Annotated in this window: 13 protein-coding genes; 6 read left to right on the top strand and 7 right to left on the bottom strand. The window is 72.6% G+C overall.

What is annotated here, in order from left to right; all coding sequences use genetic code 11:
- The first annotated feature begins 74 nt into the window (after positions 1-74).
- Complete coding sequence (locus tag ACYUD3_RS24090) at positions 75-1313, top strand: cytochrome P450 (protein ID WP_470973206.1); 1239 nt, start codon at positions 75-77, stop codon at positions 1311-1313.
- A 44-nt stretch (positions 1314-1357) separates the two neighbouring features.
- Here the strand turns inward: ACYUD3_RS24090 and ACYUD3_RS24085 are convergent, their stop codons facing one another.
- On the bottom strand, positions 1358-2359 hold the full coding sequence (locus ACYUD3_RS24085) for a YeiH family protein (RefSeq protein ID WP_470973204.1): 1002 nt from the start codon (positions 2357-2359) through the stop codon (positions 1358-1360).
- Positions 2360-2455: 96 nt separating this feature from the next.
- Here ACYUD3_RS24085 and ACYUD3_RS24080 point away from each other — a divergent pair, with 96 nt between their 5' ends.
- A complete protein-coding gene (locus ACYUD3_RS24080; RefSeq protein ID WP_470973201.1) occupies positions 2456-3361 on the top strand; it encodes a LysR family transcriptional regulator in 906 nt (301 codons plus the stop codon).
- Between the two features lie 53 nt (positions 3362-3414).
- On the opposite strand, the gene ACYUD3_RS24075 is transcribed toward ACYUD3_RS24080, so the two are convergent.
- From ACYUD3_RS24075 to ACYUD3_RS24065, 3 genes are read right to left on the bottom strand one after another with little or no spacing between them, the layout of a single operon-like run.
- The gene (locus ACYUD3_RS24075) at positions 3415-3609 is read right to left on the bottom strand and encodes a ferredoxin (protein ID WP_470973198.1); all 195 of its coding nucleotides are present in this window, start codon (positions 3607-3609) and stop codon (positions 3415-3417) included.
- Positions 3610-3664: 55 nt separating this feature from the next.
- The gene (locus ACYUD3_RS24070; protein WP_470973196.1) at positions 3665-4879 is read right to left on the bottom strand and encodes a cytochrome P450; all 1215 of its coding nucleotides are present in this window, start codon (positions 4877-4879) and stop codon (positions 3665-3667) included.
- Positions 4880-4928: 49 nt separating this feature from the next.
- The gene (locus ACYUD3_RS24065; protein ID WP_470973193.1) at positions 4929-6095 is read right to left on the bottom strand and encodes an NAD(P)/FAD-dependent oxidoreductase; all 1167 of its coding nucleotides are present in this window, start codon (positions 6093-6095) and stop codon (positions 4929-4931) included.
- Between the two features lie 268 nt (positions 6096-6363).
- Between ACYUD3_RS24065 and ACYUD3_RS24060 the strand changes: the two genes are divergently transcribed.
- On the top strand, positions 6364-6495 hold the full coding sequence (locus ACYUD3_RS24060; protein ID WP_470973190.1) for a hypothetical protein: 132 nt from the start codon (positions 6364-6366) through the stop codon (positions 6493-6495).
- 16 nt (positions 6496-6511) lie between these two features.
- Here the strand turns inward: ACYUD3_RS24060 and ACYUD3_RS24055 are convergent, their stop codons facing one another.
- The 3 genes from ACYUD3_RS24055 to ACYUD3_RS24045 all read right to left on the bottom strand — a co-directional run bounded on the left by ACYUD3_RS24055 (position 6512) and on the right by ACYUD3_RS24045 (position 9646).
- The gene (locus tag ACYUD3_RS24055) at positions 6512-7768 is read right to left on the bottom strand and encodes a cation:proton antiporter domain-containing protein (RefSeq protein WP_470973187.1); all 1257 of its coding nucleotides are present in this window, start codon (positions 7766-7768) and stop codon (positions 6512-6514) included.
- A gap of 95 nt (positions 7769-7863) precedes the next feature.
- The gene (locus tag ACYUD3_RS24050) at positions 7864-8025 is read right to left on the bottom strand and encodes a hypothetical protein (protein ID WP_470973185.1); all 162 of its coding nucleotides are present in this window, start codon (positions 8023-8025) and stop codon (positions 7864-7866) included.
- 136 nt (positions 8026-8161) lie between these two features.
- Positions 8162-9646: an MFS transporter gene (locus ACYUD3_RS24045; protein WP_470973183.1), complete on the bottom strand. Its 1485-nt coding sequence runs from the start codon at positions 9644-9646 to the stop codon at positions 8162-8164.
- A gap of 124 nt (positions 9647-9770) precedes the next feature.
- Here ACYUD3_RS24045 and ACYUD3_RS24040 point away from each other — a divergent pair, with 124 nt between their 5' ends.
- From ACYUD3_RS24040 to ACYUD3_RS24030, 3 genes are all read left to right on the top strand, one after another.
- Complete coding sequence (locus ACYUD3_RS24040) at positions 9771-11162, top strand: cryptochrome/photolyase family protein (RefSeq protein ID WP_470973181.1); 1392 nt, start codon at positions 9771-9773, stop codon at positions 11160-11162.
- Positions 11163-11226: 64 nt separating this feature from the next.
- Entirely contained in the window at positions 11227-12384 is a 1158-nt protein-coding gene (locus ACYUD3_RS24035; RefSeq protein WP_470973178.1) for an AbrB family transcriptional regulator, read from the top strand.
- A 9-nt stretch (positions 12385-12393) separates the two neighbouring features.
- Positions 12394-12765: a BlaI/MecI/CopY family transcriptional regulator gene (locus tag ACYUD3_RS24030; protein ID WP_470973175.1), complete on the top strand. Its 372-nt coding sequence runs from the start codon at positions 12394-12396 to the stop codon at positions 12763-12765.
- The last annotated feature ends 39 nt before the right edge of the window (positions 12766-12804 follow it).

Below are 12804 nucleotides of genomic sequence, written 5' to 3'. Positions count from 1 at the left end.
GAACCCGTCCATCAGCAAGACCAGCCACCCCGCCGGGGCCCGGCTGGGATTCCTACACACGGATTAGGACCGCCGTGAGCGCCCCCGCCTCCACCTCCACGACCGCCTCCGCCGTCCCCGACTTCCCCCCGCCCCGGGACCCCGCCTGCCCCTTCGCGCCCCCGCCCGCGCTGCGCCGCGCGCACGCCGAGCACCCGGTCTCCAAGGTCCGCATCTGGGACGGCAGCACCCCGTGGCTGGTGACCCGGCACGAGGACCAGCGGGCCGTCCTCGCCGACCAGCGGGTCAGCGTGGACGTCAGGAAGAGCGGATTCCCTTACCTCAACGAGGCGTTCAAGGAGATCGGGGAGCGCGGCACGCAGCCGTCGTTCCTCAACCTGGACGACCCCGAGCACGCCCGCACCCGCCGGATGCTGACCGGTTCCTTCACGCTCCGGCGGATCGAGGCGCTGCGTCCGGCGGTGCGGCGGATGACGGACGAGTTCATCGACGCGATGCTGGCCGGCCCCAAACCCGCCGACCTGGTACAGGCGTTGTCGCTCCCGCTGCCCTCGCTGGTCATCTGCGAGATGCTCGGAGTCCCGTACGAGGACCACGAGTTCTTCCAGCACCAGAGCGAGGTGGGGCTGCGGCACGACGTGTCGCCGGAGGAGTCGCGGGCGGCGAGCGGGGCGCTGCTGGAGTACGTCGCGGGGCAGATCGACAAGAAGCTCGCCGACCCGGCCGACGACCTCCTGTCCGAGCTGGCCGACCGGGTCCGCACCGGCGACCTCACCCATCAACAGGCCGCCGCCATGGGCCTGTTGCTGCTCGGCGCGGGGCACGAGACGTCCGCGAACATGATCTCGCTGGGGGTGGCGGCGCTGCTGGAGCACCCCGACCAGCTGGCGATCGTCCGCGACACCGACGACCCGCGGGTCCTCGCCCGCGCGGTGGACGAACTCCTGCGCTACCTGACGATCATCCACATCGGCAACCGCCGGATCGCCCTGGAGGACATCGAGGTCGCCGGTACGACGATCCGCGCCGGCGAGGGCATCATCCTGCCCAGCGTCACCGCCAACTGGCAGGACGACATGTTCCCCGACCCCGGCCGCCTCGACCTCACCCGCGAAGCCCGCCGCCACCAGGCCTTCGGCTTCGGCATCCACCAGTGCCTGGGCCAGCCGCTCGCCCGCCTCGAACTCCAGGTCGTCTTCAACACCCTGTTCCGCCGCGTCCCCACCCTGCGCCTCGCGACCGGCCTGGAGAAGCTCCGCTTCAAGGAGGACGGCATCGTGTACGGGCTGTACGAGCTGCCTGTGACCTGGTGAGACAGGCGGCGTGCGCGGCCATGCCCTAGAACGCCGCCGTACGCTCACGCACCCCCCGCCACCGCGAGCGCCCCGTACCCGACCGTCGCGACCAGCACCGTCGACAGCGCGCCCAGCGCCAGCCCCCGCCGCCCGGTCCGCAGCAGCGCGCCGACCCTGACCCCGCTGCCCAGCGCGAACAGGGCGGCGGCGAACAGCAGCGTGGTGACGTCCTTGGCCGGGGCCAGGACGGCCTGCGGGACGAGCCCCGTGCTGCGTACGGCCATCGTCGCGAGGAAGCCGGCGACGAAGAGCGGGACGAGCGCGGGGCGCCCGCCGCCCTGGCTCCGGTCGCGGCGCGCGACACCGACGCCCGCGACCATCGGGGCGAGCAGCACGACACGGGTCAGCTTGACGACGACGGCGAGGGCGACCGCCGCCTGCCCGGCCGGGGAGGCGGCGGCGACGACCTGCGCGACCTCGTGCACGGAGAGCCCGGCCCAGGCGCCGACGCGCGCGTCGCTCATGCCGAGCACGCCGCCGAGGAACGGCACGAACGCGATCGCGGCGCTGCCGTACAGGGTGACGAGGGTGACGGCGGTCGCGACCTCCTCCTTGTCGGTGTCCGTGACGCTGTCCATCGCGGCGATCGCCGACGCCCCGCAGATGGAGAACCCGGTCGCGACCATCAGCGTCAGCCCGCGCGGCACCCCGAGCAGCCGGCCGAGCAGCAGCGTCCCGCCGAAGGACACCAGGACGGTGACCACGACCGCCGCCACCATGCCCGCGCCGAGCCCGAGGACCTGGCCGAGCCCGAGTTGCAGACCGAGCAGGACGACGCCGAGCCGCAGGGACTTCCTGCTCACCCACCGCATACCGGCCCGGGTCCGCTCGGGGAGCAGACCGCCGACGGCGACCCCGAGGACGACCGCCGCCGTCAGGGCGCTCACGGCGGGCAGGAGCGTGGTGACGGCGAACGCGACAGCCGTGCCGAGGGCAGCGGTGAGCAGCCCGGGAGCCAGTCCTGAGGCGGGCGGGGCCGTGGCGGGGCGGGGGATGACGGTCATGTCCCTGATCGTCGGCTGCCGACCTGCGCTCCGGTAGCCGTCGATCGGCGCGCACGTCATAGCTGTAGGGAATGACCGACGCCATACCCTGGGGCTATGAGTGAGTTGCCGGATCCGGAGTCGTTGCGTCTGCTCGTCCTCGTCGGGGAGACCGGGAGTCTCGGCGCGGCGGCGCAGCGGCTCGGGATCGCGCAGCCGTCGGCGAGCAAGCGGCTGTCGACGCTGGAGCGCCGGCTCGGTCTGGTGCTGGTGGAGCGGACGCGGCGCGGTTCGCGGCTGACCGACGCGGGCCAGGCCGTCGCGGGCTGGGCGCAGCAGGTGCTCCAGGAGCTGGAGGGCCTGCTGACCGGCGCGCGGGCGCTGCGCACCGAGCGGGACGCCGAGCTGCGGGTGGCGGCGAGCATGACGGTGGCCGAGTACCTGATGCCGGGCTGGCTGGGCGAGCTACGGCGGCTGCGGCCCGAGCTGTACGTGGGGCTTCAGGTGACCAACAGCGAGCGGGTCCCGGAGCTGCTGCGCGAGGGCGCGGCGGACCTCGGTTTCATCGAGTCCCCGCAGGCGCCGCCCGGTCTCACCGCCCGCCGGGTCGCCGACGACCGCCTCCTGGTGGTCGTCGCCCCCGGCCACCCCTGGACGCGCCGGCGCCGCCCGCTGACCCCCGCCGAGCTGTCGGCCGCCCCGCTGGTCCTGCGCGAGCGGGGTTCGGGCACCCGCGAGACCCTGGACCAGGCGCTGCGCCGGGCCGGTACGGGCGCGCCCCGCCCGCTGCTCGAACTGGGCTCGGCGACGGCCGTACGCAACGCGGTCCTCGCCGGGACCGGGCCCGCGGTGCTCAGCGAGCTCGCGGTGCGGACCGATCTCGCGGACCGGCGGCTGGTGGCGGTCGAGGTGGAGGGGGTGCGGCTGCATCGGGTGCTGCGGGCGGTGTGGGAGCCGGGGAAGGGGTTGTCGGGGCCGGCGGGGGAGTTGCTGGGGGTGTCGAGGAGGGGTGGGGCGGCATGAGGGAACCCCGGGCCGATGACCCGGGGTTCACATCATCGCGGCGTGCGCTCGGCTCAGTCGGCGAGGTGGATCGCCGCTGCGGGGCAGACGGCCGCGGCCTCCCGCACGTCGTCGTACTGGTCCGGCTCAGGCACCTCGGTCAGCAGGATGGCGATCCCGTCCTCGTCCCGCTGGTCGAAGACCTCGCCGGCCTTGATGGTGCACAGCCCGCTCGCACAGCACAGCTCTTCGTCGATGGTGATTTTCATGGGGGTTCCCTGTTTCTGTGACGTTCCGATGATCGCTACGGCCGGCCGGCGCCGGTCACCACGTGACCCACAGCTCCTCGAGCCCGGTGGCCACGACGCCGGTACGGATCCGCAGGCCGTCCGCCGCGTCCCGCAGCCGCAGTTCCGGCAGCCGCCGGACGAACGTGTCGAGCACGACCTGGAGCTCCACCCGGGCGAGCGTCTGCCCGACGCAGAACCGCGGCCCCGCGCTGAACGCGAGGTGCTGCTGGGCGTTGGCGCGGCGCGGGTCGAAGCGGTCGGGGTCGGGGAACTTGCGCTCGTCGCGGTCGGCGGCGCTGAGGTTGACGAACAGGGTCGTGCCGGCGGCCACGGGCTCGCCGCCGACCTCGATGTCCTCGGAGATGAACCGCGGGATGCCGAGCCCCCCGACGGGGTCCATGCGCAGGGCCTCCTCGACCGCGCCCGGCACGAGCGCCGGCTCCTCCAGGATCGCCTCGTAGAGCTGCCGGTCCGCCAGCAGCATCGCGGTCATCTTGGCGATCATGTTGGAGGTGGTCTCGTGCCCGGCGACGAGGATGCCGACGACGCTGGTGATGAGCTCCTCGTGGCTGAGCCGGCCGTCCTCGCTGTCGGAGATCTGCGTCAGCTCGCTGAGCAGGTCCTCCCCGGGGTTGGCGCGCTTCTCCTCGATCAGCGCGGAGGCGTACGTCTCGAACTCCCGGCGGGCTTCGTCGACTTCGGCCTGGGTGTACTTCGTCGTCGTCATGTACACCTCGGACCAGTGCGCGAAGCGGTCCTGGTCCTCGGCCGGGGCGCCGAGGAGGGCGCAGATGACCTGGACGGGGAGGGTGAGCGCGAACTCGGCGCGCAGGTCGACGGGGCCGCCCTTGGCGAGCATCGCGTCGAGCAGGTCGTCGGTCATCCGCTGGATGCGGGGGCGCCAGGCCTCCATCTTCTTCACGGTGAACGCCGAGCTGAGCAGCCGCCGGTAGCGCCGGTGCCCGTCGCCCATCATCCCGGAGAGGGCCTTGTTCTCGCGGTTGAACATCCCGCCGTCCTCGGTGGTCGAGGTACGGGCGGCGCCCTGTTTGTCCAGGCGCCGGTTGAAGCGGGGGTCGGAGAGCAGGGTGCGGGCCTCGTCGTAGCCGGTGACGAGACCGGCGACGTCGCCGCTGGGCATCCGGATGTGCGCCACCGGACACTTCGCGCGGGCTTCGGCCCACTCAGCGGGCACGTCGAGCGCGCTGGGCTGGTCGAAGGGGTAGTCGAGTACGTTGTCGCTGGTCATGTGGGGGGTCTCCTTGGATCAGTGGGGGAATAGGAGAGAGGGGGGCGGATCAACCGGCGCTGACGGCATCCCGCCAGCTCGCCCCGACGGCGATGGCCTGCCGCCACTGCCGTATCGCCTTGGGCGGCATACCGACCGCGAGGGCGCCGCTGACGCGGTCACCGGTGCGGTACGCGGCGACGAATCGCCGCTGGTCCAAGTCGCCTTCTACGACGGCGACTTCGTCGTGGCCGCGCAGATAGCCGTAGGCCTGGACCTTCATGTCGTACTGGTCGGACCAGAAGTACGGCACCGGCGCGAAGGGCTTGCGCGCCTCGGGGTTCAGGAGGTTGCGGGCGGCGGCCATGCCCTGTTCGGCGGCGTTGGTGCGGTGTTCGATCCGCATGGAGGTGCCGAAGAGGGGGTTGTGCCAGCGGGCGACGTCGCCGGCGGCGTACACGCCGGGTGCGGCGGCGCAGAACTCGTCGCAGACCAGGCCGTCTTGAACGGTCAGGCCGCTGCCGGCCAGCCACTCGACGTTGGGCTGCGAGCCGACGGCGACGAGCACTTCGTCGGCGTCGATCCGTTCGCCGTCGGCGAGTTGTACGCCGTCCTCGGTCACCTCGCTCACCATGACGCCGCAGCGCAGGTCGACGCCCTGGTCGACGTGGGCCTGCGCGAGGACGCGGCCGACGTCCGTGCCGACCGCGTGGGCCAGCGGGACGGCGGCGGGCTCCAGCAGTGTGACTTCTGCGCCCAACTTGCGGGCCACGGAGGCGACTTCGGCGCCGAGGAAGCCGGCGCCGACCACCACGAGCCGGCGTCCTGGCGCGAGCCGGTCGCGCAGGGTCAGGGCGTCGCCGAGGGTGCGCATCACGTGCGCGCCCTCCCCCGGCAGCCGGCGCGCCCGTACGCCGGTCGCGATGACCAGCCCGTCGTACGGGAGTTGCGAGCCGTCCGCCAACTCCACGGTGCGGGGCTCGAGTTCGAGCCCGGTCGCCGCCGAGCCCAGCCGCAGCTCGACGCCGAGTCCTTCCAGATCGGCGGCGCCGCGCAGCGCCACCCGCTCCGGCTCCCACTCCCCCGCGAGCACCTGCTTGGACAGCGGCGGACGGTCGTACGGGGTGTGCGGTTCGTCTCCGACGAGGGTCAGCGTGCCGTCGTACCCCTCCCTGCGAAGAGTCTCCGCCGCCGCGAGCCCGGCGGCGGAGGCGCCGACGATGAGGATGCGTTTCACTGTGTCTCCCCGATGCCTCAATTACTTCACTCACGCAATCATATTCAATTTACTTGAGTCAAGTAATCTTTTTGTGGGTTCGGTGGAGATCGGCAAGTGCGGGTCGGGCGGAAGCGGGGCGTCCAAGATGGAGCCCCCCTCGCATGGTGGAGCGGACTCCACTCACACCTGAGGGGACAGCACCCTCGTCCGGCAGGCGCCACGGCGGGATGGTTGTTCCACGAACTTCCGAGACGGTCTCGGAGTCCCCTCCGGACAGGAGCAAGCCATGCCGCACACGACCACCACCCCCGCCCCCAAGCCCCGCACCACCCCCCGCCACTCCCCCACCCCCATCCGGGTCATGCCCCTCTGGCAGGGCCTGAGCCTCCTGTTCACCCCGGCGAAGCCGGCACCCTGAACCGAAGTCGCCCACCTCACCGGCGCCCCGCCCCTCCCCCCATCCTCTTGATAACCCCCTCCGACCCCATCCCATGCAACAGCACACTCCCCAGCACACACAGCACCGTCGTCTCCAGCACCGTGTCCGCCCGTACCCCGTCCGGCAGGCTGTTGTAGGCGATGAGGCCGAAGACGATGGTGGTGGTGCCGCGGGGGCCCAGGAGGCCCAGGAGGAGGCGGTCGCGGAAGGGGAGGGGGGAGCCCAGGAGGGAGAGCAGGACGGGGAGGACACGGACGATCGTCAGGGCCGCCAGGGCGAACAGGACCGACTGCCAGGTCACGCCGATCGAGAAGATCACCACGGCCGCGATACCGACCACGAACCACATGCTCATGGTCATGAGACCGGTGACGTCCTCAAGGAGGCTCACCTCCTGCGACCGGGCAGCGGAGTCATCGGCGCCCCGCGAGTCCCGCGTCCGCCGCGCGGCGAGCACCCGATAGACGTACCGGAACGCGATACCGCAGACGAAGGAGGCGACGAACCCGTTCCCCCCGGCCTCCACCCCGGCCGTGTAGGCGATGAGCGGCGTGAGGAGGACCGCGACCCGCCGCGACTGGGCCGTCGTCCAGCCCGCCCCCGCCGCCCGGTGCAGCAGCCACGCGATCAGGGACCCCACGACCAGCCCCATCAGGATCGCCTTCACCGCCTGCCCCGCGGCCGTCGTCAGCGCGTCCGCCGGATCCGAGACGGCCGAACTGCTGCCCCCCGCGAGGATGAGCGCGAAGAGGAACAGCGGGGACACGATGCCGTCGTTGTAGCCGCTCTCCACGTTCAGCACACTGCGCACCCGCACCGACAGCCGCGGATCACGCACCACCCCCTCGCTCGGCGCGAAGTCGATGGGTACGACGACACAGGCGATCACCAGCATCAGCGCCCAGGACAGCCCGGGGAACGCCAGCTTCCCGAGCAGCATCGCCGCACCGAGACTCAGCGGCATCGCCACCAGCAGCACCCGGCCGACCAGCCGCGGCGAGGTCCCCCAGAGCCGCCCGCCGCGCACCTCCGTCGCGTCCACGAAGAGCAGGAACGCGAGGATGATCTCGGCGACGTGCTGGGCGACCTCGGTGTTGAGGATGACCACGAAGGAGTTCTCGACCCCGAACCCGACCAGGATCCCGGCCAGCACCATGGTCGCCGGGGCGCCGAGCTGCCAGCGTTGGAGGCGCAGCGCGGCGAGGGAGCGCAGGAGCGCCATCACCGCGGCGGCCAGGACTGTGGGGATCACTTGGGGCTTTCGGTTCGTGCGGGGTGGTGACAAAACGAGACGGCAAAGGGGGCGGAAAACGGGGTCTAAATAGGCAAATCAGACTTTCGCTGAGCCTAGTGGACCCAGTGCGACACCGTCGCCGCGAAGTGCTGCACCAGCCCCCCGTACAGGTCGGGCCGGATCACCGCCAGGACGACGAATCCTGCCGCGACGGTCAGGAAGACCCCTTCCCGCCAGCCCTTCTTGCGGTTCGGCCGCTGTATGCGCTGTTCCATGACTCCAGCCTCCCTGTCCGGCGGGCCCGCGCCCATCCGGCGGATGTCCGGTCCGCCCCCGCCGGTCGGCGGGGTCGGGTCAACCGGGAGAGGGACCGCGGGAGGGACCGGAGGAGGACTCCGGCCGAGCCGCCCCTCAGGTCCCTTCAGCGGACACCGCCGTCTCCTCGGCCGGCACCGCCGTCAGCGGACGCGCGATGTCCTCCAGCGACCGGCGCTCCGCGGCGACCGCCAGCACCGCCGCGACCAGACCCGCCGCGCACATCAGGATCGCGCCGATCGAGAAGGCGAGGACGGTGTCACCGGTGCGGCCGGTGTTCGTGAGGTCGGCGAACAGCAGCGGCCCGCTGATGCCGCCGGCCGCCGTGCCGAGGGCGTAGAAGAAGGCGATGGACATGGCCCGCGTCTCCATCGGGAAGATCTCGGAGACGGTGAGATAGGCGCTGGAGGCGCCCGCCGACGCGAAGAACAGCACCGCGCACCAGCAGGCGGTGAGGCCGGCCGCGTCCAGGGAGCCCCGGCCGAAGAGCCAGGCCGTGCCGAAGAGGAGGACGCCGGACAGGAGGTAGGTCGAGGAGATCATGATCCGCCGGCCGACGGTGTCGAACAGCCGCCCCAGCAGCAGGGGCCCGCAGAAGTTCCCGACCGCGATGACGGCGAAGTAGTAGCCCGTACGGTCGGTGGGGACGTCGTAGAACGTGGTCAGGATCGCGCCGAAACCGAAGGTGATCGCGTTGTAGAGGAACGCCTGGCCGACGAAGAGGGAGAAGCCGAGGACGGCCCGTCTGCGGTAGCGGCCGAAGACGGTGTGCGCGATCTCGGCGAACGTCACCGCGCCGCGCTGCCGGATCACCAGCTCACCGGCGGGCGGCGGCAGCCGTACGCCCTTCTCCGCCTCGACGCTCCGCTCGATCCCGGCGACGATCTCCTCCGCCTCGCGCTCGCGCCCGTGGATCAGCAGCCAGCGGGGGCTCTCGGGGACGTGCCGGCGGACGAGGAGGATGACGAGGGCGAGTACGGCGCCCAGGGCGAAGGTGAGGCGCCAGCCGACGTCCTCCGGAAGGTAATCGGTATTGAGCGCGACGATCGACAGGAGCGAGCCGCCGACCGCGCCCAGCCAGAAACTGCCGTTGATGATCAGGTCGACGCGGCCCCGGTAGTCGGCCGGGATCAGTTCGTCGATCGCGGAGTTGATGGCCGCGTACTCACCGCCGATGCCGAACCCGGTGAGGAAGCGGAACAGGAGGAACCACCACGCCTCCCAGGAGACGGCCGTCAACGCGGTGGCCGCGAGATACACCGCGAGAGTGACCATGAAAAGCTTCTTGCGGCCGAACGTGTCCGTCAGCCGCCCCCAGAACAAGGCACCCGCACAGGCCCCGGCGACGTACAGCGCGGCGCCCAGACCGGTGATCTGCCCCGAGGAGATCGCGAGCCCGCTGCCCGGCTCGGCGAGCCGGCCCGCGATGTTCCCGACGACCGTGACCTCCAGTCCGTCGAGGATCCATACGGTGCCCAGGCCGACGACGACCGTCCAGTGCCAGCGCGACCAGGGGAGGCGGTCCAGCCGGGCGGGGATGTCGGTGGTGAGCGTCCGCCCGTTCTCCGCGCTGTTCTTCACGGGCCCACGTCACCGCACGGGGAGGCGGCGCGCAAGCGGAATGTGCCGGGTTGCGCCCGATGGGGCCCGCGAGGCGGAAACGTAGGGGCGGACCACTCTTCCCCGGCCTCCCGGAGCGCACCCCATGAACGTCTCGGTCGTCCTGTTCACCTCCGACCTGCGGCTGCACGACCATCCGCCGCTGCGGGCCGCGCTGGACGGCGCCCGCGAGGTCGTCCCGCTGTTCGTGCGGGACCCGGCCGTGGATGCCGCCGGCTTCGCCGCGCCCAACCGGCTGGCGTTCCTCGCCGACTGCCTGCGCGACCTCGACGCCGGGCTGCGGGCGCGGGGCGGACGGCTGGTCGTACGCACCGGGGACGTCGTCGGCCAGGTGTGCCGGGTGGCCGCCGAGGCGGGCGCGGGCGAGGTGCACCTGGCGGCCGACGTCAGCCGGCTCGCGCGGCGCAGGGAGGAGGGGCTGCGGCGGGCGCTGGCGGCGCAGGGGGTGGAGCTGCGGGTGCACGACACGGTGAACGCGGCCGTCGCCCCGGGGACACTGCTCCCGACGGGCTCCGGGTCCGATCACTTCGCCGTGTTCACGCCGTACTACCGCCGGTGGGCGCTGCGGCCGTTGCGTACGCCGCTGCCCGCGCCGCGGGTCGTACGGGTCCCGGAGGGGGTCGGCTCGGAGCGGCTGCCGGTGGTCTCGGGGGTGGTGTCGCCGGGGCTGACGGCCGGGGGTGAGACGGCGGGGCGGGCTCGGTTGGCGGGGTGGCTGCGGGGGGCTGGGGGGACGGGAGGTGGGGGCGCCGGGGCCGGGGCCGCCGCGTATGAGGAGGGGCACGACGATCTCGCCGCCGACGTGACCTCCCGGCTCTCCCCGCATCTGCACTTCGGCACCCTCTCCCCGGTCGAGGTGATCCACCGGGCGCGCGGGACTGAGGCGTTCGTGCGGCAGCTGGCGTGGCGTGACTTCCACCGCCAGGTCCTCGCCGCCCGCCCGGCCGCCGCGAGCGCCGACTACCGTACGAAACACGACCGTTGGCGCTCGGACGCGGACGCGCGGGAGGACGTCGAGGCGTGGCGGGACGGCCGCACCGGCTACCCCGTCATCGACGCCGCGATGCGCCAACTCCGGCACGAGGGCTGGCTCCCGGGCCGCGCCCGCCTGCTGACCGCGAGCTTCCTGACGAAGACGCTGTACGTCGACTGGCGCGTCGGGGCGGCGCACTTCCTCCAGTGGCTGGTCGACGGGGACGTGGCGAACAACCAGCTCAACTGGCAGTGGATGGCGGGGACGGGGACGGACTCGCGCCCCAACCGGGTGCTCAATCCGGTGACCCAGGCGAAGCGGTACGACCCCGACGGGGTGTACGTGCGCCGGTGGGTGCCTGAACTGGCGTCCGTACAGGGGCCGTTGGTGCATGAGCCGTGGCGGCTGGGGCTGGGGCGGGCGGAGATCGGGGAGTATCCGGATCCGATCGTGGAGCTGTCGGAGGGGCTGGCGCGGTTCAAGCGGGGGCGGGGGGTGGGGTGAGTCGACCATCCTTTCGAGTGACACTCTCTGTGCACGCAACACTACGTGCTGTAGTGTCGCTCACGTGACCCTTTCACCACTCTTGCCCCGGCTTCCCCGTATCTGGCCCCTCTGGACCCTCGTCGTTCTCCTCGCCTGTGTGGCGGGGGAGGCGGCCGAGCCGGTGCTGCCCGCCGCGCATCTGCTGGGGCCGCTGCTGGCGGGGCTGGTGGTCGCGGGGGCCGGGTTCAGGGGCGGGAAGCTGCCGGCGCGGGTGAACCGGTGCACGCAGGCCGCGCTGGGGGTGCTCATGGGCGGCTGCCTCGACGCCCACGCCCTCCAGCAGGCGTCGGGGCGGGCGCTGGCGCTGACGGGGGTCACGGGGGCGACGGTGCTGCTCGGGCTCGCCGGGGCCGCCGTGCTCACCCGGGTGGGGCGGGTCGACCACGCCAGCGCGACGCTCGGGATGGTCGCGGGCGGTTCGGCGGCCGTCGTGGCCGCGGCGGAGGAACTGGACGCCGATCCCCGGCTGGTGGCGTTCCTCCAGTACCTGCGCGTCGCCCTGGTCGCGGCGACGGCCCCGCTCCTCGTGCAGTGGTTCGCCACCGCCCGCTCCGGGGGCGCCGCCGCCCATCCGCAGTGGCTCCTCGTCGACGGACCCGACCAGTCCCTCGGGCTCCTCCTTCTCGTCACCGTCGCCGGCGCCGGGCTCTGGCTCGGGACCCGCGTCCGGCTGCCCAGCCCCGCCCTGCTCGGCCCGATGCTGCTCAGCGGCGCCCTCACCGTCAGCGGCGCGGCCGGCGGATTCGCCCCCACCGGCTCACTGCGCGCCGCGCTCTTCACGGCCGTCGGCCTGGACATCGGCCTGCGCTTCACCCGCCCCGCCCTCGCCCGCGTACGGCGGCTGCTCCCCCTCGCGCTACTGCTCACCCTCGCCGTCAGCGCGGCCTGCGCGGGGCTGGCCTGGCTGCTCGCGGTGACTGCGCGCATCCCGCTGGCCGACGCCTATCTCGCCACGACTCCGGGCGGCATCAACGCCGTGCTCGCCACCGCCGTCGCCACCCATGCCGACGTCCCCCTGATCTCCGGGGTGCAGAGCCTGCGGCTGTTCACGATGGTCCTGGTCGCCCCCCTGCTGATCCGGCTCGTCGCCCGCGCCTGCGAGAAACCCGTTCCCGGGAAACCCGTCCCCGACAGACCCGTCCCCGAAGAATCCGTCCCCGAAGAACCCGTGACCCGATGAGGACCCCCCATGCCGGACACACCCTCCTCGCGCAGGCCCGCCGGTTCCCTGGAGAGCGAAGTCCTCGCCGCTCTCTGGGGCACCGAGGCCCCGCTGTCCCCGGCGGAGATCCAGCTCATGCTGACCGACGACCTCGCGTACAACACCGTGCACACCATCCTGAAGCGGCTGTACGACAAGGGCCTGGTGATCCGGGACGCCGACGGGCGCCGGGGCTCCTACCGCCCGGTGCGGGGCGCCGCCGAGTCGACCGCCGACGCCATGCACCTGGCGCTGGACCGGGGCCCCGACCCGATCGCCGCGCTCCAGCACTTCGTCACCGGCCTCAGCGCGGACGAGGAGCGGGCGTTGCGGGAGCTGCTGGGGGAGGGTGCCCCCTGAGGGGAGGGCGCCCCCTGAGCCTCCTCCTGGAGCGGCAGG

It is taken from the genome of Streptomyces sp. AMJ-169 (assembly GCF_055597585.1).
The sequence above is the reverse complement of the archived record's forward strand: the minus strand, read 5'-3'. Positions and strand labels throughout refer to the sequence as shown.

Bases quoted from the DNA above. Each gene is read 5' to 3' on its own strand.
- ACYUD3_RS24085 (WP_470973204.1), bottom strand. From the start codon at position 2,359: ATGACCGTCATCCCCCGCCCCGCCACGGCCCCGCCCGCCTCAGGACTG.
- ACYUD3_RS24080 (WP_470973201.1), top strand. From the start codon at position 2,456: ATGAGTGAGTTGCCGGATCCGGAGTCGTTGCGTCTGCTCGTCCTCGTC.
- ACYUD3_RS24075 (WP_470973198.1), bottom strand. From the start codon at position 3,609: ATGAAAATCACCATCGACGAAGAGCTGTGCTGTGCGAGCGGGCTGTGC.
- ACYUD3_RS24070 (WP_470973196.1), bottom strand. From the start codon at position 4,879: ATGACCAGCGACAACGTACTCGACTACCCCTTCGACCAGCCCAGCGCG.
- ACYUD3_RS24060 (WP_470973190.1), top strand. From the start codon at position 6,364: ATGCCGCACACGACCACCACCCCCGCCCCCAAGCCCCGCACCACCCCC.
- ACYUD3_RS24050 (WP_470973185.1), bottom strand. From the start codon at position 8,025: ATGGAACAGCGCATACAGCGGCCGAACCGCAAGAAGGGCTGGCGGGAA.
- ACYUD3_RS24040 (WP_470973181.1), top strand. From the start codon at position 9,771: ATGAACGTCTCGGTCGTCCTGTTCACCTCCGACCTGCGGCTGCACGAC.
- ACYUD3_RS24030 (WP_470973175.1), top strand. From the start codon at position 12,394: ATGCCGGACACACCCTCCTCGCGCAGGCCCGCCGGTTCCCTGGAGAGC.